The organism is Streptomyces sp. NPDC001816 (assembly GCF_042892235.1).
GTDB lineage: Bacteria > Actinomycetota > Actinomycetes > Streptomycetales > Streptomycetaceae > Streptomyces.
This window is the reverse complement of record NZ_JBIATY010000007.1, coordinates 42796-63904: the sequence shown is the minus strand read 5'-3', so window position 1 is coordinate 63904 and position 21109 is coordinate 42796. Positions and strand designations below refer to the sequence as shown.

General features: G+C 66.9%; 12 protein-coding genes and 1 pseudogene. 8 read left to right on the top strand and 5 right to left on the bottom strand.

Annotated features, from left to right (window positions below; translation table 11 throughout):
* Positions 1–102 precede the first annotated feature (102 nt).
* The 5 genes and pseudogenes from ACFYZZ_RS25005 to ACFYZZ_RS24985 all read left to right on the top strand — a co-directional run bounded on the left by ACFYZZ_RS25005 (position 103) and on the right by ACFYZZ_RS24985 (position 13064).
* Entirely contained in the window at positions 103–3756 is a 3654-nt protein-coding gene (locus tag ACFYZZ_RS25005; protein ID WP_389180940.1) for a LamG domain-containing protein, read from the top strand.
* A 149-nt stretch (positions 3757–3905) separates the two neighbouring features.
* On the top strand, positions 3906–10901 hold the full coding sequence (locus tag ACFYZZ_RS25000; RefSeq protein ID WP_389179948.1) for a polymorphic toxin-type HINT domain-containing protein: 6996 nt from the start codon (positions 3906–3908) through the stop codon (positions 10899–10901).
* A 34-nt stretch (positions 10902–10935) separates the two neighbouring features.
* Positions 10936–11235: a hypothetical protein gene (locus ACFYZZ_RS24995; protein ID WP_389179946.1), complete on the top strand. Its 300-nt coding sequence runs from the start codon at positions 10936–10938 to the stop codon at positions 11233–11235.
* Positions 11236–11360: 125 nt separating this feature from the next.
* Positions 11361–12163: pseudogene (locus tag ACFYZZ_RS24990) on the top strand (transposase family protein).
* 136 nt (positions 12164–12299) lie between these two features.
* Positions 12300–13064 carry an IS5 family transposase gene (locus ACFYZZ_RS24985; RefSeq protein WP_389179943.1) on the top strand — a complete coding sequence of 255 codons (765 nt, stop codon included), beginning with the start codon at positions 12300–12302 and terminating at the stop codon, positions 13062–13064.
* Positions 13065–13071: 7 nt separating this feature from the next.
* Here ACFYZZ_RS24985 and ACFYZZ_RS24980 read toward each other — a convergent pair whose 3' ends face one another.
* Positions 13072–13521 (bottom strand): ATP-binding protein, encoded by a 450-nt coding sequence (locus ACFYZZ_RS24980; RefSeq protein WP_389179940.1) that lies wholly within the window; start codon positions 13519–13521, stop codon positions 13072–13074.
* Positions 13522–13818: 297 nt separating this feature from the next.
* Between ACFYZZ_RS24980 and ACFYZZ_RS24975 the strand changes: the two genes are divergently transcribed.
* A complete protein-coding gene (locus ACFYZZ_RS24975; RefSeq protein WP_389179938.1) occupies positions 13819–14055 on the top strand; it encodes a DUF397 domain-containing protein in 237 nt (78 codons plus the stop codon).
* An 88-nt stretch (positions 14056–14143) separates the two neighbouring features.
* Positions 14144–15046, top strand: coding sequence for a helix-turn-helix domain-containing protein (locus ACFYZZ_RS24970; protein WP_389179935.1), 903 nt, complete (start codon positions 14144–14146; stop codon positions 15044–15046).
* Here the strand turns inward: ACFYZZ_RS24970 and ACFYZZ_RS24965 are convergent.
* The 3 genes from ACFYZZ_RS24965 to ACFYZZ_RS24955 form a co-directional block, all read right to left on the bottom strand.
* Positions 15039–15875, bottom strand: coding sequence for an SAM-dependent methyltransferase (locus ACFYZZ_RS24965; RefSeq protein WP_389179933.1), 837 nt, complete (start codon positions 15873–15875; stop codon positions 15039–15041). The genes ACFYZZ_RS24970 and ACFYZZ_RS24965 overlap by 8 nt on opposite strands.
* A gap of 220 nt (positions 15876–16095) precedes the next feature.
* Positions 16096–16602 (bottom strand): hypothetical protein, encoded by a 507-nt coding sequence (locus ACFYZZ_RS24960; protein WP_389179930.1) that lies wholly within the window; start codon positions 16600–16602, stop codon positions 16096–16098.
* Positions 16603–16633: 31 nt separating this feature from the next.
* Positions 16634–17710, bottom strand: coding sequence for a helix-turn-helix domain-containing protein (locus ACFYZZ_RS24955; protein WP_389179927.1), 1077 nt, complete (start codon positions 17708–17710; stop codon positions 16634–16636).
* Positions 17711–18666: 956 nt separating this feature from the next.
* On the opposite strand from ACFYZZ_RS24955, the gene ACFYZZ_RS24950 reads away from it, so the two are divergent.
* Positions 18667–18873, top strand: coding sequence for a DUF6207 family protein (locus ACFYZZ_RS24950; protein WP_389179925.1), 207 nt, complete (start codon positions 18667–18669; stop codon positions 18871–18873).
* 156 nt (positions 18874–19029) lie between these two features.
* Here ACFYZZ_RS24950 and ACFYZZ_RS24945 read toward each other — a convergent pair whose 3' ends face one another.
* Positions 19030–21030 (bottom strand): CHAT domain-containing protein, encoded by a 2001-nt coding sequence (locus ACFYZZ_RS24945; RefSeq protein WP_389179922.1) that lies wholly within the window; start codon positions 21028–21030, stop codon positions 19030–19032.
* Positions 21031–21109: the final 79 nt, after the last annotated feature.

Below are 21109 nucleotides of genomic sequence, written 5' to 3'. Positions count from 1 at the left end.
GCGCGGAGGGGACGAAGAGCGCGCGTCTGCCTGTGGGGTGGTGTCGCCGCCGCGCTCGTGCTGTCGGTGCTGCCTGGGGCGTCTGCTGTGGCGGCCCTTCCGATGTCGACGACCACTGCGGGGGAGACCGGGGCGGTGGATGAGCCCACCGCTTCAGCTCGGGCCCAGGCGTCGGGTGAGCCGGTGGAAGTGACGGCGGACCGTACCGAGTACTCCACGACCAAGGCGAATCCGGACGGTTCGTTCACGCTGACGCAGTCCACGACACCACAGCGGGTGAAGGAAGAGGACGGCGGCTGGGGTGCGGTGGATCCGGTGCTGGAGCGTCGTGCTGACGGCCGGTTTGCTCCCAAGGGTGCTGTGGTGGACCTGTCCTTCTCGGGCGGCGGTTCGGGGTCGGACATGATCCGTCTGGGCAAGGACGGGCGGTCGATCACGCTGGGCTGGTCCGGGAGCCTGCCGGAGCCGACTCTTGATGGTGCAACGGCGACCTATGCGAACGTGTTTGACGGTGTGGATCTGCAGCTGACGGCCACGGCCGAGAGCTACCGGGAAGTCCTGGTCGTCAAGACACCCGAGGCGGCGCAGAACCCTGCCCTGGAGCAGGTCAGGCTCACCGCATCCGGGGATGGTCTGTCCGTGGTGCCGGGTGCCGGCGGAGGCTTGCGGGCCATCGACGACGACGGCAATGCCGTCTTCCGTGGCCCGGCGGGCCAGATGTGGGACTCCGCCGGTGACAGCGAGTCAGGCCCGCAGACACAGCTGATGCGCACCGACACCCCCGTGCCCGCAGAGGGCCAGGCGCAGGACGACCCATCGCAGCCGGGGGAAGGCGATACCACTGCGGTGCTGCCGGTCAAGGTCGATGAGGGCGCGGTCGCCGTGCACCCCGATCTGGACCTGCTGCGCGGCAAGGACACCGTCTACCCCGTCTACATCGACCCGTCGGTCGGCCTGGGCGTCTCGGAGCGCACGAAACTGTCCTCCGACGGCGACAAGTTCTGGATGTTCGACGGTGACAAGGGCGTCGGCAAGTGTGGTGTCGCGGACGGCTATTACTGTGGTGGTGGCTACGTCGACCGTATGTACTTCGAGTTCGCGCCCACGAAGCTGGCCGGCAAATACGTGCTGGACGCCACCTTCCGCGCTCACGAGACGTGGTCGTTCAACTGTGATCCGCACTGGGTGGACCTGGTGCGCACGGACAACATCTCCGAGGGCACCCGGTGGCCCGGTCCCAAGCAGCTGGACCTGATGGGCGACAAGTACGTTGCGGCGGGCCGCGGAACCTTGTGCAGCCCCGACCAGCCGGATGCGTGGGTGGAGTTCAACGACAACCCCGATGAGCCGGACGAGAACCTGAAGAGCACCGTCCGTTCCTTCGCGGACGGCAAGATCAGCCGGCTCACGCTGATGCTGCGCGCCAAGGATGAGAGTGACCCGCGCGCCTGGAAGCGCTTCGACGACAGCGCTGAGCTGTCGGTGAACTTTGCCTACAAGCCGGGTGTGCCCACCGACGTCGGCATCATCCCGGGCAGCGGCACCACGGGCTACTGCAACAAGTCGTCATCCGATCCGCTCGTGGTGACGCGTAAGGACCCGATGGTCCAGGCCCGCGTCCAGACGCAGGTCGAGTCCCACAAGGGCAGCGAGGAAGGCGCGCTTCAGGCCGAGTACGTGGTCGAGCGTGGTGATGATGCGTCCTGGCATCAGGTGTGGACCGGGCATTCGCCTGACAGCGGCTGGGACCCGGACGGGACGTTGGAGAAGCTGCGCACCAGCGACCGCGCCGATGGGGGCTTGTACCGTTACAAGGCGCGCACCCAGTCGCACTGGTCCTATCACGACAAGAGCGGCGACCTGTGGTCCTCCTACAGCCCCTGGTGCTACTTCAAGATCGACTCGTCGGCGCCGAAGGCACCCCGCATCACCGCGGGTTCCCCGTACACGGAGTGCACAGCGAACCTCTGCGAGGGCAAGGGCGGCCCCGGCATTGCCGGATCGTTCACCTTCGAGCCGAACACGGCCGACATCGACTCCGCTGGCCATACCGACATCACCGCCTACAAGTACAAGCTGCTGTCCACACCGACCAAAACGGCCTACGGAACCACGAAGGACGGCGTCAAGGTGGACAATGTGACGCCGCCACTGTCGGGCACGCAGGTGCTGTCGGTATGGGCCATCGACGTCCATGACCGAACGGGAACACCTCAGGAGTTTGCCTTCAAGGTGTCGCCCGCCCAGGAAGCGGTGGGCCGCTGGCACCTGAACGACGGCACCCCGGGCTCGGACGTCATGAAAGCCAAGGACACAGCCACCGAAGGCACGCGCCACGAAGCCACCCTGGTGGGTGAGGCGGGAACCGGCTGGTCGACCCGCGCCCGGCGCGGCGAGTTGGACAACTCGCTGCGCCTGAACGACAACACCCCCGATCCCGCCCAGCAGACCGGCTACGCAACAACCTCGACACCGGCGATCAACACGCAGGACTCCTTCACCGTCTCGGCCTGGGTACAGCTGTCGAACGCCTCCGCCAACCGGGTGGTGCTGTCCGAGCCCGGAACTGACGGCAGCTCGTTCGCCCTGTACTACTCGGCCTCGTACAAGAAGTGGGTGTTCAACCGGACGGACAAGGACCAGAAGACCCCCGTCTACATCCGTTCGCTCGCGGACCACGACAACCCGCCGTTGAACGTGTGGACACACGTGGCCGGGGTGTTCAAGACGGAAGGCGACGACAACCTTCCCGACACGGATCCGTCCAATGACACGATCCAGCTGTTCATCAATGGCCAGCCCCAGGGCGACCCCGTCCTGCTGTCCAAGGCGGCCGCCACTTATACGCCGTGGGCGGCCACCGGTGGCCTGCAGTTCGGGCGCTCCAGGGCCGGCGGCGCCTGGGGCGACTACCACTTCGGCCTCATCGACGAGGTTGCCGTCTGGCAGCGCGCCTTGCAACCGGCGGAGGTCGTCGACGAGGCCCGGCTCCGCGAGGACGGGGTGTCTGCCACCGAGCGGGTGGCCGAGTGGGATGCCACCTCGGCCAAGGGCAGTGAGATTGCCGAGATCACGGCCTATCCGCTGCCGTCGATGAAGCTGTCGCCCAGCGGGACCACCGTGAACGAGGACGACAACGCTCTCTTCCTGGACGGCGCTAGCCAGTACGGCGCCTCCACGGGTCCGGTGGTCGACGAGACCGGATCGTTCACGGTCTCCGCCAGTGTCCGCCTGGACGCAGAGGCGCTGAAGGCCAAGCCGATCGGCTACAAGGCCCAGGTGGCAGCGCAGCGCATGGGAGGGGAGTCCTCGTGGGCCCTGTGGGTGGTCAAGCCTGGCGACGACCAATACCAGTGGAAGTTCACCCGCACCGCGGTGGACTCCGCCGGCAAGGTGACCCAGAACGCGGAAGTACCCGCCGGCGATTTCGCCCTGACCAACTCCTGGGTTCAGCTCACCGGCGTGTTCGACGCGCAGGAAGCCTGGGAGTGGACGGACCCGTCCGACGGCACCAAGACTGACACCCGCTACGGCAAGTGCCACCTGTTCGTCGGTGAGTTCGACCAGCGCGCCGACACAGACACCTTCACCACACCGCAGCAGGGCAGCGGCGAGCTGAGCCTGGGACGAGGCACGACGGCCGGCAGCACCGGCAACTACCTGCTGGGTGGCCTGCAGGAGTTGAAGATCTGGACGGGAGCCATGAACGCCGACCAGGTGCGCTCCCAGATCCTGGTCAGCCCCGACAGCGTCTGAACAAGCGCCACGACGGTCGGCCCGCTCACCGAGCGGGCCGACCTGGCAGCGGTGCCTACGCCCCCATTGCTTCTTTGCCCTGCATCCCCCGTTCCCAACGGCACGCACCCGGCCGGGACCCCCCGGGCGCCTCGTAGGAAGAACCCATCATGAATCCCTTTGGCATACCCCGACCTCCAGCAGGTCGCGGGCCTGGGCCCAGAAAACGCTGGTCGCGGCGTATTGCCGCGGCAACCGGCCTGGCACTGTTGCCGGGGCTGCTGACTCCCGTTGCTTTCGCCGCGGACATCGACCCGCTGGGACGTCCGCACCTCAAGGCCCCGCACGCAACCAAGGTCAGGCCGTTCACCGCCAAGGTGAACAAGAAGGCCGCGGCCGAGGTGAAGAAGGCTGCCGAGGCCGACCGGGTGGCAGCCGCCCGAGCCCGCCACGACCAGCAGCGCAAGGTCACCTGGCCGACGGTCGGCAAAACGTTGCTGAGCCTCCCCACCAAGGGAAGCCGCAAGGCCAAGCCCGGCTCGCTGCCCGTCACAGTCACCGCACCCGGCAAGGGCAGGGTGGCTGATTCCGTCGCCGTAGAGGTCCTCGACCAGAAGACGGCCGCCAAGCTGGGCGTCAAGGGCGTGGTCCTCAAGCTCACTGGGCCCGACGCCGGGGGCAGAGCCCGGCTCGGCATTGACTACTCGGCCTTCGCCTCCGCCTACGGCGGTGACTGGGCCGGGCGCCTTCAACTGATGCGCCTGCCCGACTGCGCCCTGAAGGACTCGTCGGCCGCGAAGTGCCGCACGCGTATCGAGCTGGACTCGGTCAACAACCGCGAGAAGGACAGCATCGCGGCACCTGTGAGCTTCGCCTCCGGTGGACAGACGATGATGCTGGCCCTGGCGGCGGGCACGAAGTCCGGCGCCGGCACCTACAAGGCGACGCCGCTGTCCTCCTCCTCGACCTGGGAGGCCGGAGGCTCGTCCGGTTCGTTCACCTGGTCGTACCCGCTGCGGGTGCCGCCCGCAGCGGCAGGGCCCCAGCCGGACCTGTCGATCTCGTACGACTCCGGTGCCGTCGACGGTCAGACGGCGAACTCGAACAACCAGGGCAGCCAGGTCGGCACGGGCTTCGATCTCACCTCGTCCTACATTGAACGCAAGTACGGCTCCTGCGACGACGACGGCCAGGACGGCAAGTACGACCTGTGCTGGAAGTACGAGAATGCCTCGCTCGTGCTGAACGGCAAGGCCACAGAGCTGGTGCTGGACGACACTACGGGTGTTTGGCGCCTGAAGGACGACGACGCCTCCACTGTCACCCATTCCACCGGTGCCGACAACGGTGATGAAGGCTCGACCGGGATCGACGGTCAGGGTGAGTACTGGACAGTCGTCACGGGCGACGGCACGAAGTACGTCTTTGGCCTGAACAAGCTCGACGGCGCAGGTGATAGCGACCGCACCAACTCGGTGTGGACGGTGCCGGTCTTCGGCGATGACCCGGTCGAGCCTGGCTTCACCAGCGGCGACTCGTTCGCCGACCGCTCGAAGATGCAGGCCTGGCGGTGGAACCTCGACTACGTCGAGGACACTCACGGCAACGTCATGTCGTACTGGTACACCGCCGAGCACAACAACTACGACAAGCTCGGCGACGACAACACCGGCACCGACTACACCCGGGGCGGCTACCTCAAGGAAATCCGCTACGGCCAGCGCGCCGACACCATCTTCTCCGGCTCTCCGGCCGCCTCGGACAAGGTGGTCTTCAGCTACGACGAGCGCTGCCTGGCCTCCGGCACCGGCTGTGACTCACTCACCGAGGACACCCGAGACAACTGGCCGGACGTACCGTTCGACGCGATCTGCAAGGACGGCGACAAGTGCACCGGCAACGTCGGCCCGTCATTCTTCACGCGCAAGCGGCTGACGGCGATCACCACGTACGCGTGGAACGCAGCGGCCACCACGCCCGGATTCGAGCCCGTTGATGTCTGGTCGCTCAAGCAGCTGTACCTGGACCCGGGTGACACGGGTGACTCCACGGACCAGTCGCTGTGGCTGGACGAGATCAAGCACACCGGCAAGCGCGGCGCTGACCTCTCGCTCGACCCGGTCACCTTCAACCACGTCATGCTGCCGAACCGGGTCGACGGTGCAGCAGACAACATCCTGCCGCTGAACAAGCCCCGCCTGAAGACCGTCACGTCCGAGACCGGCGCTCAGACGATCGTCACCTACATGGACGCCGACTGCACCGCAGCCGGTACCAAGCCGAAGGTGGATGAGAACACCAAGCGCTGCTACCCGGTGTACTGGTCGCCCAACGGTGAGAAGGACCCGATCCTCGACTGGTTCCAGAAGTACCCGGTCTATGCGGTGTCCACCACGGACCCCTTCGGCGGCTCGGAGGCGGTGCAGCACAGCTACCAGTACACCGGTGGTGGCGCCTGGCACTACAACGAGGACCCGCTGACCCCCGCCAAGGAGCGCACCTGGTCCATCTGGCGCGGCTACCAGCAGGTCACCCACCTCACCGGCATCTCCACCGGAACGCAGAGCAAAGAGGTCACCGTCTACCTGCGCGGAATGAACGGCGACCGCGTACTCGGCTCGGACGGCAAAACCCCCGACCCCGACAATCACAAGGCCGTCGACGTCACCGGCATCAAAGCCGACAAGATCACCGACTCCGACCAGTACGCCGGCTTCACCCGCGAGTCGGTGACCTACGACGGCGACACCGAAGTCGGCGCAACCGTCAACGACCCATGGTCGAAGCGGACAGCGACACAGCACAAGTCGTACGCGGACACCGAGGCGTACTACGTACGCACCGCCGCCACCCACACCCGCACCAACATCACCAGCAAGCTCACGCCCTACGACCGCGTGCACACGGTGAAGACGACCTACGACGACGACGGCATGGCCGAGACCGTCGAGGACGAGGGCGACGACTCGATCACCGGCGACGAGAAGTGCACCCGCACCTGGTACGCCCGCAACACCAGCAATGGCATCAACTCCCTCGTCTCCCGCACCCGCACGGTCGCGGCCACCTGCGCGACCACGGACGGCTCGCTCGACCTGCCCACGGACTCCAAGCGCGCCGGAGATGTCATCTCGGACACCGCCACTGTCTACGACGACACCGCGGCCACCACCTGGTCGGCCTCGCAGACGCCGACCAAGGGCGAGGCCACCTGGACCGGCCGCGCCAAGGGGTACGGCAGTGACGGCGCTCCGGCGTGGCAGAAGGTCGCCAAGACCACGTACGACGCCCTCGGGCGTCCGCTGATCGTCGAGGACACCAACGGCCTGGCCGTGTCCTCGACCGCCTACACGCCGAAAACCACGGGCCCGCTGACGTCGACCGCGGTCTCCGACGCCAAGACGTACAAGACCACCACGGCCCTCGACTTCGCGACCGGCGCGACGGTGAAGGTCACCGACCCCAACAGCAAGGTGACCGAGAGCGAGTACGACAGCCTCGGCCGCATCACCAAGCTGTGGCTGCCCAACCGCAACAAGGTGCTGGGCAAGACCCCGAACTACGTCTACACCTACAACGTCACCAGCGCGGACATGTCCTGGGTCTCCACTGGGACCCTGAAGAACGACGGCTCCGGCTACAACACCTCGTACGAGTTCTACGACTCCCTGCTGCGCTCGCGTCAGACGCAGGCACCGACCCCGCAGGGCGGTCGGCTCATCTCCCTGACCCTCTACGACGCACGAGGCCTCGCGGTCGGCCAGGAGGGAGACATCTGGGACAGCACGTCAGTGCCCAGTTCGAAGGCCGCGGAGATCTCCGGCGGCCAGGCACCGATCCAGACCGACACCACGTACGACGGGGCAGGCCGCGCCATCAAGGCGGTGACGAAGGTCCACGGTGTCACCCGCTGGACGACCGACACCACCTATACCGGCGACACCGTCGCCACCACCGCCCCGTCCGGTGGCCAGGCTACTGCTGTGGTCACCAACGGGCTGGGTCAGACGACCCAGCGCCGCGAGTACGCCGGCCCGACACCGACCGGCACGAACTACACCACCACCGACTACACCTACACCCCTGCCGGCCAGCAGGACACGGTCACCGGACCCGACCAGACCAAGTGGTCCTACACGTATGACCTCTTCGGCCGGCAGGTCACGGCGACCGACCCCGACAAGGGCAAGACCAGCAGCGAGTACAACGACCTTGACCAGCTGGTCGGCACGACGCCGAACGATGACGCCTCGAAGAAGCTGCTCTACGAATACGACGATCTGGGCCGTAAGAAGGGCATGTGGCAGGCCGACAAGACCGACGCCAACAAGCTCGCCGCCTGGGGCTTCGACGCGGTGGCCAAGGGCCAGCAGGACACCGCCACCCGCTACGACGGCGGCGTGAGCGGTAAGGCCTACACCCAGAAGGTCACCTCCTTCGACGCGATGTACCACGTGACCGGCAGCCAGCTGATCCTGCCCAGCACCGAGCCGCTGGTGTCCGGCGGCTACATTTCCCAGACGCTGTCATTCAGCACGGGCTACAACCTGGACGGCTCGATCAGCCAGTACTCCGCACCGGCGGTGGGCGGCCTGGCCGCCGAAACCGTCTCCTACACCTCCGGAGCCCTGGGGCAACAGCTCACCGCGACTGGCACCACAGGCTATCTGCAAGGAGCCGCCTTCTCCCCGCAGGGCGACCTGCGCCAGCTCACCCTGGGCAAGGACGGGGCGTCCTCGGCGAAGAAGGCGTACCTCAACTGGGACTACGAAGAAGGCACCCGGCGCCTGACCCGCTCCTTCGTCACCGATGACGTGCACGGCTACATGCCGCAGGAGCTGAAGTTCACCCAGGACGACGCGGGCAACGTCACGTCGATCTTCGACGCCACCACCCAGGGCGGCACGGCCAAGGCCGACTACCAGTGCTTCGCCTACGACGGCAACCGCCGCATGACCGAGGCCTGGACCCCGAAGACCGCGGACTGCGCGACCTCCGGCCGCACGGTCGCCAACCTCGACGGGGCGGCCCCGTACTGGACCTCGTACACCTACACCGGCGCCGGCCAGCGCAAGACGGAGATCCAGCACACCACGTCCGGTGACAAGAGCACGGCGTACACCTACGACGACACCACGGACACCAAGCCGCACACCCTGGACAAGACGACCGGCGCCCGCACCGGCACCTACACCTACGACAAGAGCGGCAACACCATCACCCGCCCCGGCCCCACGGCTCAGCAGACGCTGGCCTGGAACACCGAGGGCGACCTGTCCAAGCTCACCGAGAGCACGAAGGAGACGAGCTACCTCTACGACGCGGGCGGCGAACTGCTGATCCGCCGGGCCAAGGGAGACGGCGACACGATCCTCTACCTGGGCGCCGGCACAGAATTCCGCCTGACGACCAAGGGCACCACGAAGACCACGTCCGGCACCCGCTACTACACGGCGAACGGCCAGACCATCGCGGTCCGCACGGCAACGTCCGGCGTCTCCGGAACGAAGCTGAGCTTCCTGGCCGCCGACCACCACGGCACCTCCAGCATCGCCCTGGACGCCACCACCTACGCGGTCACCAAGCGCTACAGCACCCCCTTCGGCGCCCCGCGGGGCACCAAGCCGACGTCCTGGCCCGACGACAAGACGTTCCTGGGCAAGCCGACCGACGACACGACCGGCCTGACCCATGTGGGGGCCCGCGAATACGACCCCGCCATCGGCCAGTTCACCAGCGTCGACCCCCTGCTCGAACTCGACAAGCACCAGACTCTCAACGGCTACAGCTACGGAGCCCAGAACCCCGCCACCCAGTCCGACCCCACGGGCATGGGACTCGCCTGCGATGGAGCGGGAGGCCAACAGGAAGCCTGCCCCCACCGCCCCGACGGAACCAAGGGCAACGGACGCCCCGGCGAAGGCGTCGACCCGAGCAAGCCGCGTCCATCGCGCCCGTGTAACAGCAGCTGCGGCACCTCCCACACCAGCAGCTCCGGCCACACCAGCAGCGGCGGTGGCGGTGGCTGGCTCGGCGCTGTCGTCAGCACCGTGGTCGACGAGGCAATAAACACCGGAACCTCCCTCATCCAAGGCTCTTACCAGCAGTACCTCACGGAAAAGGGTTGCGTCCTCCATGGCGACGGATGCGACGACGTGGTCGGTTTTCTGCTCGCCAGCAACCCGGCCGCCGCTGGGGATATGGGATTGACCTCCCGTGGTGCTGAAATATACAGCGACTACGCAAACGGCGAGAGTGCCAAAGGCACCGGAAAACTGCTATTCGACCTGGCCTTGCTTTTGGGGACGCGGGGTAGAGGGGCTGAAGCCGAGAGTGAAGTCAGTGCAATCACATCCTTGAAGGCGGGTTGCAGTTTTACCCCCTCCACCCCGGTCCTCATGGCCCACGGCAAGACCAAACCCATCGGCGAAATCAAGACCGGAGACAAAGTCGAGGCCGCAGACCCCGCCAACGGCAAACACAAGGGCCCGCGCAGCGTCACCGCCACCCTCACCAACCACGACTACGACCTCATCGACCTCCGTATCCAACGCGCCGACGGAACCACCGAAACCGTCCACACCAACGCCATACACCCCTTCTGGGACGACACCCTCCACACCTGGGTCCCCGCCGGCAAACTCCGCACCGGCCACGTCCTCACCACCGCGAGCAACCACCACGTCCACGTCGCCGCCGTCATCCCCCGTCCTGGCGATCGCGACATGTACAACCTCACCGTCGACGACCTCCACACGTACTATGTGCTGGCGGGGGCCACGCCGGTTCTCGTTCACAACTGCAATATTGAATACATATATCGCGGCATAAAGTATAGGCACTCGAAGTACGATCACGCCCTAGAAGGTCGGGCGGTTCCGCGTGGCGGCAACGCGGATGCCGCTTCACACAATGGTGGAAATACGGACAGTAATTACACCTCGTGGACCGAGGATTACGAGGGTGTTGCGCTTGACGCTGCCCGAGAGGGGAATGGTCCGGGAATCGTCATGAGGCACCGTCGGGCCGATGTGCAGGATCGTCTAATAGAGGGAACCCAAGACATCTATGGCGAAAGCGAGATTCTGATAGAAGGGGTGATTGAGGGGGCGGAGATCAGCATCAATGGCGGACCATGGCACGTACCTGGGGGGCGGCGTGAATAGAGCACTTCTATCCTCCGAGGCAAGGCGGCTAGGGATGCTTGAGCTTGCTGCCGAAGTCGACAACGAAGGGCTGGTTGTACTCAATGAGAGTACGGTCAGTTCGACGCACCTCATTGACGTATTCAAACGTCGCTTGATTCGGGCCGAAAGGCGCGGCGATATCGAAATCGCTCAATCGGTGCAAAACCTATTGCGCGCGCTGGACTCGGTTGGAGTTGAGGATGTGGCGCTTATTCATGTACGGGTGGGACGTTTCGACGTGATGGTTTATGCGGACAGAATCTCCGATCGACTCCTGGCGATAGTCCTCCTGGGGGAACAGGGTCTGCAGTAATGGCGACCACTCTCCAGCTCGGCGGTCCCGGCATGTTCGCTTCAGTGATCCTCTTTCATCCTGCCCCGGCCGGATGAAACGGGCTGGTCAGGTGGGGTGACGTGGCGAAGCCCTTCGTCGTTGGTGTGGTGATCTCACTCAACACGCCATCAGCCGGGGGGCTTCGTTGGTTCCATATCCTTCCATGCTCGACGTCCCGCACGAGCTGGTCGAGCACGTCTCCTGGCTCATCTACGCCCGAAGGCGTGAACTTCGTTCGGTCTGGCGGAGGTTGAGCTGCTTCAAGCAGGCCCTGCTGGTTCTCGCGCACCTGCGGAAGAACGAGACGCTGGCCCAGGTCGGCGCCGGGTTCGGAGTCTCCGAGGCGACGGCGTGGCGGTATGTGCACGAGACCGTCGAGGTCCTCGCCTCGTGGGCGCCCTGGCTCCACGAGGCCCTCGTCGGTCTGGGCGAAGGCGACTTCGTCATCCTCGACGGCACACTCATCCCCACCGACCGCATCAAGGCGGACGAGCCGTACTACTCGCAGAAACACAAGAAGCACGGCATGAACGTCCAGGTCATCGCGCGTCCCGACGGCACACCGCTGTGGTTCTCACCGGCAACTCCAGGACGGACACACGACCTGACCGCAGCCCGAGCTCACGGCATCGTCCAGGCCTGCCTCACCCGTCAGATCCTCGTCCTGGCCGACCGGGCCTACCAGGGCGCCGGCGCCACCATCCGCACGCCCTACTACGGCCGTGACCTGCCCGAGCAACACCAGCAGTACAACCGCGACCACGCCGGCCTGCGCGCCCCTGGCGAACGCGCCTTCGCCCGCCTCAAGTCCTGGAGACTGCTGCGACGAGCGCGCTGCTCAACCAACCGCATCGGCAGGACCGTGGCAGCCGTACACACCCTCTTGACCTGCCAATACTCAGGATGAAAGAGGTTCAGTGAACCGTTTTCATCCTGTCCTGCAGGGGTGAAGGTGCAGGTCAGCGGTGTGGGGTGACGAGACGAGGCTCCTGGTCGTTGCGGTGGTGTTCTCTACGCACCACGCATCGTCCGAGGAGCCTCGCTTGGTCCCGTATCGTGCCACGATCGATGTCCCTTATGAGCTGGTTGAGCATGTGTCCTGGCTCATCTATGCCCGAAGGTGTGAACGTCGCTCGCGATGGCGCAAGTTGGGTTGCTTCAAGCAGGCCCTGCTGGCGCTGGTACACCTGCGCAAGAACGAGACGCTGCCCCAGCTCGCGGCGGGGTTCGGTGTCTCCACCGCGACCGCGTGGCGGTACGTGCACGAAACTCTTGAGGTCCTGGCCTCCTGGGCGCCCGGCTTACACGAGGCCCTCGTCGGCTTGGGCGAAGGGGACTTCGTCATCGTCGACGGCACGCTCATCCCCATCGACCGCATCGCCGCGGACGAGCCGTACTACTCCCAGAAACACAAGCGGCACGGCATGAACATCCAGGTCATCGCACGTCCGGACGGCACACCGCTGTGGTTCTCCCGCGCAATGCCGGGCCGCACACACGACCTGACCGCAGCCCGCGCGCACGGCATCGTCCAAGCCTGCCTCACGAGACAGATTCTCGTGCTGGCAGACCGCGCCTACCAAGGCGCCGGCGCCACCGTCCGCACCCCGTACTACCACCACCGCGAACAACCCGCCCACTACCAGCAGTTCAACCGCGACCATGCCCGTCTCCGCGCCCCCGGCGAACGAGCTTTCGCCCAACTCAAGACCTGGCGGTTGCTACGGCGAGCACGCTGTTCCACCCGCCGCATCGGCACAGCAGTTCAAGCCGTCCACACCCTGATGACCTGCACATATTCAGGATGAAAACGGTTCAGTGACGGGGAGTGGTGATGCGTGCCCAGACGATCTTCCCGCCGGTGCGGGTCTTGGTGTAGCCCCATTGGCTGGTCAGGGCGTCCACGATGACCAGGCCGCGGCCTGCTGGGGCCAGGTGTTCGGGGAAGCGGTGTGTGGGGGGAGTGGGGCTGGGGTCGGTGACGGCGCAGACCACGGTGCCGTCGATATGGGCCATGCCCAGCCAGGCTTTGGCTTGTTCGTCGCGCTTGGGCAGGGCGTGCTGCACGGCGTTGGTGGTGAGTTCGTTGACCACGTTCGTGAGGTCGTCGGCGAACGCTCGCAGGCCCCAGCTGCCGATGGTCTCGCGGACGAAGCGGCGGATGCTCTCCACGCTTTTGGGGTCCTGGCTGAATGCGTGGGCTGCGAAATCAGCTGTGCTGATGCCCAGTGCAAGTCCCCAGTCCAATGGCCCGGAGTATGCCATAGGGGTATTTCTCAACGGTCCGTGAGTGGCGGGCGAAAGGCCCTTTCCGGGTTCGGCCGCCCGGATCGGTGCTGTCGCCGTGTGTGCTGCCACTGTTCATCCCCCCGGAAGACGTCCAGTTCATGGGGCGGTGGATCTCTGCCCTGACTGGTTAGTATCCGCCGCGTCGTGCTCCGGATGCAATTGCATCGGTGACTTGCATCCGAACGAGACGGGATGGGAACTCTTGTATCTGGCAAGAGGATCAGCGTCAGTCAGAGGTGAGCAAAATTCGGGCAGAATCGAAAGAGGGCGGACATGGTGCGGATAGTCAACGGTGTCTCGGCGGATGCGCTGCGCGGCGTGAGGTGGCTGAAAAGCCGTCACAGTACGGCGGACGGCAACTGTGTCGAGGTGGCGTTACTGGCTGGAGGTGATGTGGCGATGCGTAACTCCCGGGACCCGCACGGTCCTGCACTGGTGTACACGCAGGCGGAGATGGCCGCCTTCATCGCGGGGGTGAAGGAAGGCGAGTTCGACGTAATCGCCAGCTAACGCCAGGCAGAAACAGCCCAATTGGGGGCATGCCCGGGTGGCATCCTGCGAGACTGACGCTTGTCGTCCGTCCGTCACAGGAGACCCCATGCCCGCGTCCGCCCGCCCGGTCGATGCCCCCACGCTGGAGTACTACCTCGCCGTCTCCGCGCGCAGCCCGGTCGCGGTGCGCCTGGTGCTGGGGCACCTGCTGCGCACGCTGCGCAAGGAAGCCGGGATCGACGCGGAGACGGCGGGCCGCTACATCCGCGGTTCGGAAGCCAAGATCTCCCGGATGGAGCGCGCCCAGGTCACCTGCAAACCAGATGACGTGAGGGACCTGCTCACCTTCTACGACGTCACCGATCCCCAACTGCTCACCGAGTTCGGGGAGATGGTGCGCATCTCACGCCAGCCGGGCTGGTGGCAGCGCTTCGACGGTGTGCTGCCGGACTGGGCCGGAAAGCTGATCGGCCTGCAGGAGGCCGCTTCCGCCATCCGCACCTACGAGGTCCAGCTGGTGCCCGGACTGCTGCAGACGCCCGCCTACACCGAAGCGGTCATACGCCAGGCCTACCCCGAGGCCTCGCAGCACGAGGTCGACACCCGGGTGAAGCTGCGGATGCTCCGCCAGAACCTGCTCGCCCGCGACGACGCCCCCCACCTGTGGGCGATCCTGGACGAGGCTGTGCTGCGCCGGCCCATGGGCGGGGAGCACGTCATGCGCGAGCAGCTGCGCCATCTGATCTTCATGGCGGAGCTCGACCACATCACGCTGCAGGTCGCGCCCTTCAACCGTCCCGGCTGCATCGCGGGCGGCTTCCCGGTCACGCACCTGCGCTTCGAGCTGCCCGCCCTGCCGGACATCGTCTACCTCGAGCAGCTGCGGGACGCCGAATACCTCGACAAGCCCGACGAGACCGATCACTACCGCAGCGTCCTGGACGGCCTGGCCCAGGCCGCACTGTCCCCGCAGGAGAGCCTCGAACTGCTCGAGTACACCATCAGCTGAACAGCCAGGCCCCCTCCGGGACATCACCCGGCTGCACCATGGCCACGCCGCCGTACTCGGCCCACAGACGGCTGCCACCGCCCGCCGTGCGGTCGCCGCCCGGCCGCCAGCGACTCACATCGACCAGCCCCGGCGCAAGCGGCCGCAGCCCACCGAAGAAGGGCTCGACCTCGGCGCGCGAGCGCACCCGCCCCCACCACCCGCCCGCCGCCTCCCGCAGCAGCGCGCCGGCCCGCTGCCTCACAACGGGGTCCTCACTGACCAGATGGCTGCCCGCGATAAGACTTCCCGGCGCCAGCATCCCGGCCGTCCGCTCCAGCACCGCCCGGGGCCCGGCAGGTCCGGGAACCGTATGCAGCACGGACACGAACAACACCGCCATGGGCAGCGCAGGGTCGATCAGGGCACGCAACTGAGGGTCCAGCAGCAGCTGGGCCGCCTGTTCGGGCCCGGCCCGCACGACCAGGGTGCGCCGCGGCCGTTCCCACCGGGCCCGGGCGTGGGTCAGCACCAGCGGATCATCATCCGCGTAGACGATCCGGCAGCGCACATCGATGCTCTGCGCGATCTGGTGCACGCCCACCTGGGTGGGCAGCCCCGCACCGAAGACCACGAACTGGCGGATGCGGTGCTCACGTGCCAGATGACTGGTGGCCCGCAGCAGGAAGCGGTGCGCCGCCTGCGCGACCTCCCGCGCCTGCGGAGCAATCCTGAGGAGCCGCTCGCAGGCCTCCCGGTCGGCCGGGTAGTGGTCCTTGCCGCCCAGCAGGTAGTTGTTCATCCGGGCGAGGTTCGGTGCCGCGACATCGATGACGTCCGATCGCTGCACCTGCCCGCGCTCCAATGCGGCACCCCACCCCGTCCCGGCACCCGCAGCACACTGCGTGCTGCACGAACTCCATCGTAGAAACGCCGGCCCCATTCGCGGTAGTTGTTCGTGGAATCACTCACCCCATACCGGCGCACACGACAGAATGACCCACTGCCACCGGCGCATTCAGCCCCCAACCACTGCGCCCGCGCACAAACACCCGGGCGCAGCCGTCAGCTCACCGGGCAGCCAGCGCCCGCTGCGCCATCAGCAACTGAGAGGCGACCGCCGGCGCTTCCACCCCCATCAGCTCCGCCGCCCGCTGCTCACTCAGGCGCAGACGGCAGCGCAGAATCACCGCGTCCGCCTGCTCGTGCGGCAGCATCCGGTGCACGACATCGAGACTCTGTGCGGCGGGTGTGGCCTTGCGGTCCCGCATGGCCGAGGAGATCAACGCGTCCAGCAGCCGCCACGCCACGGCGGCAGGCCGGGGACTGCTGATGACGGTCGGCCAGATCGTGGCGAGATTCCCCAGAACGGCCTGCACCACCTGCCGGCTCATCCACGCATCCTGGACCCGCTCCCGGGTGTAGCGCAGGTAGTCGCCCTGATGCAGCTGGCAGAACGCCGTGTACTCCAGCGGCAGGGCAAGCTCGATCGCCGGTGACGGAGCATCGTCCGGGCCCAGCGGAGGCGACGTTGCCTGCACGGGCCGCTCGCCGCGCCGCCGTAACGACAAAAACATGGCACCCCCTCAAAGGTCAGGGCAGAGAACGTCAGGTTGTCCCGGGACGGGATGCAGGGAGCGGACGGGGCACCTCCTGCGGATCCAGGCAGAGCAGGAACGTGTAGTGGACGGCCTCCCACAGCGGCCGCACATCCGCGGGCCAGCCGCCCAGCGCGGTGACCAGCGCGGAGGTCTGCTCCCAGCCCGGGATCATCTCGCCGCCCAGGATCTCGCTGATCGCCTGGGTGCTCAGCGCGCCGTGCGAAGCCTTGCGGATGACCCCGGCCTGAGGGCGTCCCGCGGCCAGGTGCAGCCCGCGCAGCGCCGCCTGCAGACGCGCCACCGCATCACCCACCGCGTGCCGCGCCGGCGGCACCAGCCCGTGTGCGCTCTCGAACAGCACACTCAGTTCGGCCGCATCCCCGCCGAACAGCTCGGCCAGCGAGCACACCACCTGCCAGGTCGGCTTGCGCTCCCCGGAAAGGATGCGCGAGACGTACGACGGCGACAGCGAGGTCTGCTCCGCCACTTCCCTGATCGTCAGGTCACTGGCCCGGTGCAGATGGGACAGTGCCGAGGCCAGCTTCTGCGAGGCCCGCTCGGCAGCCTTCGACAGTGGACGCCCGCCCGCCGGATCCGGCCCCTCCGCCAGCGGCGCAGACGGCTGGCGCACCGCCGCCCGCTGCGCCGCCCGCTGCTCCAGACGCTCCTTCACCCGGTTCTCGGGCCAGCGTGTGCGCGCCGTCGTGGCACTCACCCGGGCGGCCTCGGCCACCTGATCCCAGCTCGCCCCACGGTTACGGGCATCGTGCACCGCGGCGGCCGCGTAGTGATCCAGTTCGCGGTTGAGTTCGCTCACGCAGTGCATCAGGTCCTTGAGGGCCCGCCCGTCGTACTCGGCCTCCAGTAACGCCGTGGACAGCGCCTGCACGTCCTCGGCGATCCCCCGGCCCAGCGGGAGCGCGCTGCGGACCTGCTGCCGCCCGAGCCGGCCGTCCCGCTCGCGTTGTGCCTTGCGCCGGCATTCGACGCCGCAGTACACCCTTTTCCGCCCTGGACCGCTCGTCTGGGCAAACCGCTCCTTGCAGTAGCGGCAGCTGTCGTAGCGGGGACTGGTGCCCGCCATCGTTCCTCCCACGTGCTGTGACGGTTTCTCCTCCCGACGCGCGCGAATTGTTGCGTGCCTGGAAGAGGAACTCGCTGTTCCCGAAGCCGCATCGGCGGCTGGTGCCCCGGGGCATGGCGGCACGCCAGCAGGCGTACCGCCATGCCCGGGAACCGCTCAGCTCAGCCGAAGGCGCTGGTAGCGGCACTGCGACTGGCGCATGGCCACCATCAGCCCGGCGACCAGCGCTGTGGTGGCCGGTGCCTGCCACCAGCCTCGGATCAGGATCATGGGCAACACGAGGACAGCCAGGAACGCGCCCGCCTGCACCGTGACAGTCCAGGCACTCGTGGTGCGGGTTTCGGGCCCGCGAAGGCGCGGAATGCTAGCGTCGTCGCGAGTTGCCGCCCTGGTGAGAGCGGCTACAGAAAATGGGTCAAGCACAGGGAGCCTGCCTTCCTTTTCTTGGTCTCGTCGGTAGAGGGGCCCCGGAGTTGGTAGCGAGCCTGCCCGGGGTTTCCTCGCGTCAACGGACCGTAGTGCCTCCATCACACCCCGCGCCATATAAACGGTTCATCGCGCAAAGTTCGAATGTCGCAGTGGTGACAAATTGCCGAGCGGCGACGATTCGAACAACTACCTTCTTTCATTTCCGGCGGGACGTGCCCGTAAATGAACGAGTCTGATCGGCCAAGCGATCTCCCTGCGTGAATACGCGGTAACGCCCCCCCCGACCCGTGGCAGGTGCATGTGGCCCAGCGCGCAGGCGCACACCTTCCCACTGCGCTCAAGGTGGTCCGGCGGCATGCGCGTCCTCGCCTTCGCACGGCGTTTGCGCAAACGTGAGCGGCCCTGCCGGCGCATCCGGGGCGGGGCGATCAAAGAGGGGCACGCAGACCGAAGCAGGGCATGACCTCGATCAGGTGAAGTCGCCGAGTAGCCGCACCTTTTCCACCCGACAGCACGTCGTCAAAGACATGAAGCACGTTCAGGACGTACATGTGGCAGAGCCGGGGCTGGTCGTCGTGGAAGTGGCGGCCGCTGACGATGACACCGCATTCGCCTTCCAGTCCGCGCTCGCTCAGCGATGGGCGACCGCCGCAGCCGAGAACACCACGCGGGAACCCGGCGAGCCAGGCGTCCGACTGCGCTGCTACCTGGACCTGCGTCAGGAACTCGACTGAGGCTCCTCGAGCAGACGTCCGTCTCGGACCACCCGCCCGGGTCATGACGGGAGACCTCGGCCATCCAGCGTCCGACGATCTGGCGGCGGCCGCAGATCGTCTTGATGTAAGTGAGGACGTCGCCGAGGGGGCCTGGGCGGCCCGAAGCGAAGCAATCTACTCGAGGAAAGCGGGACTGCCCCAGTCGAGCAGGGTCGGATCGCGGAAGTCGTCCAAGGCCTCGGCGATCTGGGCGCCGAGGCCGCGGTCGCCGAACCGGCGCGCGAGGCTAGGCCAGGTGTCCTGGAATCCCCGCAACGCCGCCTCGAAGGACTCGGCGAAGCCGGATCCGTCGGCCAGCTCGCACGCCAGCAGGGCCCCGAAGACGACGGCAGCTCCCCCGGGGACCGGCCACAGATGCCCGATGACAGCCTGCCGGGGACCGGCGACCGAACGGGCCAACCCGTGATCGTCGTAGGGTCCCTGGGCATTGGCCGCAGCGCTGTCGCATGTGTTGAGAACGAGCAGGCGTCGCTGCGCCGTGGACGGCAGGGGAGCGGCAGCCAGTTCCTGCAGTGGCACCTGCTCGGTGGAGGTCAGCAGGATCGATGCGTCATCGGGATCCATCAGCGGGTGCCGTCCGTGCGCAGCCACCCACAGCACGTCGTAGTCGTCGCGCTCGTACGAGGCCAGGAAGTTGGAGCGGGTCACCTCGTCGCCGTCCACGACATCGCACCGGATCCCCGCGTAGGAGAAGACCGTCTTCAGCACTTCGGCCTCTGCCTGGGCGAAGGGAGCGTCACCGCACCACAGTTGGACCGCCGCGACAGGGCGGTCCGGCAGCGGCTGGCGCAGACTGACGGCAATCGGCAGCACAGGGCCGTGCCGGCGTGCCAGCAGCGACTGGAGGGGTGTCAGAGAGGGCAGGGTCGACACGAACGCCTCAGCCTTCTCGCTAATCGCGTATTCCGCCAGGTTGGCCACGTCGAGGTACGCGAGCAGTGCTTCCTCCAGCTCGGCAACGTACTCGAAGGACTTGCGGCCAGTAGCCGGCGTCGTCAGCGCCGCATCACTCAGACCGTGCGTGACCAGGCTCTTGCCCAGGGCTGCGTTCATCGCCGCGGTCAGCCGTACCAGCGCGGCATCACCCTCGGATTCAGGGGCCGTCTGCGGCCGATACCAGGCGCGGCTGCCTCCGGCCGCGAGCACGATGCACCGACCGCTTCGTCGTTCACCTGGCTCGATGCCGTACCAGACCGACAACCACTGCATCAGCCGCTCAACGTCGCCGGCCTGCAGCAGCGTGTGCACCAGTGGCCCGGACATGGACCACACCCTGCCCCGGTCCCGCGACCGCTGCGCTGCATCCTCCTCCTGCTCGACGAGGGTGACCACCGTCTCCAGCTGGGACACGACCGTGGGAAAGAACGCAGCCAGCTCGGGAGCGCTCATTCGCACCGCCATGATCGTTCTCAAGGCCAGCACCGTGTATGGGTTCAACGTGAGGTGGCCGAGAGCCCAATGAGCGATCCGGTCCGGCTGACGATGGGTGATCGGGGGCTGTTCACCAGCCAGCAGGACAGCGATGGCACCCGCCATGGGATGGCCGGGACGCGCGTACAGCAGCTTCTCCAGCACGTGCCCCAGCTCACAGGCGTCGCTGCGTTGCTCCTGCCGGACCAGGTACTTCACCAGCTGCACGGCCGCCTCCACCACGGGCACGCTGCCACTGGCGATCTGGGCACGGCACAGGATGAGGACGGGCGGGCACAGTTGCCGGGCCAGCTCCTCGGCCGACTGAGCGATGGTGTTCAGATGGAACAGGATCGGGGTCAACATGATCAAGGCAGGCTGTGTCAGTGCAGTCCATGTGTCGCTTTGGAGCGCGCGATCCAACGGCGCCAGATCGAAATCGGCGGTGCCGGCCTCCCGGGTAACGGGATCGCCGAATGCACTGTGCAGCCACCGCCACATCTCCAGCGGCTGCGCGTACTCAAAGGCGCGCCGCGCCGGAGACCAGCACATCAGCATGGCCAGCACGACGCAGGCCGGCTCGGGCACGGCAGGGTCGGCTGCCTTCAGCCGCTGGACATCGCTCAACACCCCGAGAGTGAATTGCTCCAGTAGGAGAGGGGATTCCGCCAGCCGGTCCTGCTGCTCGCGCAGGATCAGCGCCATGGCCAGGACCGCGGGCGGGTCGCTGAGGTCCCCGGTCACTTCTATCCCTGCTGGCACATGCGCGGCCACCGATGGGAAC

What these genes read in the sequence shown, in the direction of transcription:
- ACFYZZ_RS25005 (WP_389180940.1), top strand. Translation starts at nt 103, where the DNA reads ATGTCGACGACCACTGCGGGGGAGACCGGGGCGGTGGATGAGCCCACC.
- ACFYZZ_RS25000 (WP_389179948.1), top strand. Translation starts at nt 3,906, where the DNA reads ATGAATCCCTTTGGCATACCCCGACCTCCAGCAGGTCGCGGGCCTGGG.
- ACFYZZ_RS24995 (WP_389179946.1), top strand. Translation starts at nt 10,936, where the DNA reads ATGCTTGAGCTTGCTGCCGAAGTCGACAACGAAGGGCTGGTTGTACTC.
- ACFYZZ_RS24980 (WP_389179940.1), bottom strand. Translation starts at nt 13,521, where the DNA reads ATGGCATACTCCGGGCCATTGGACTGGGGACTTGCACTGGGCATCAGC.
- ACFYZZ_RS24975 (WP_389179938.1), top strand. Translation starts at nt 13,819, where the DNA reads ATGGTGCGGATAGTCAACGGTGTCTCGGCGGATGCGCTGCGCGGCGTG.
- ACFYZZ_RS24970 (WP_389179935.1), top strand. Translation starts at nt 14,144, where the DNA reads ATGCCCGCGTCCGCCCGCCCGGTCGATGCCCCCACGCTGGAGTACTAC.
- ACFYZZ_RS24960 (WP_389179930.1), bottom strand. Translation starts at nt 16,602, where the DNA reads ATGTTTTTGTCGTTACGGCGGCGCGGCGAGCGGCCCGTGCAGGCAACG.
- ACFYZZ_RS24955 (WP_389179927.1), bottom strand. Translation starts at nt 17,710, where the DNA reads ATGGCGGGCACCAGTCCCCGCTACGACAGCTGCCGCTACTGCAAGGAG.
- ACFYZZ_RS24950 (WP_389179925.1), top strand. Translation starts at nt 18,667, where the DNA reads ATGAAGCACGTTCAGGACGTACATGTGGCAGAGCCGGGGCTGGTCGTC.
- ACFYZZ_RS24945 (WP_389179922.1), bottom strand. Translation starts at nt 21,030, where the DNA reads ATGGCGCTGATCCTGCGCGAGCAGCAGGACCGGCTGGCGGAATCCCCT.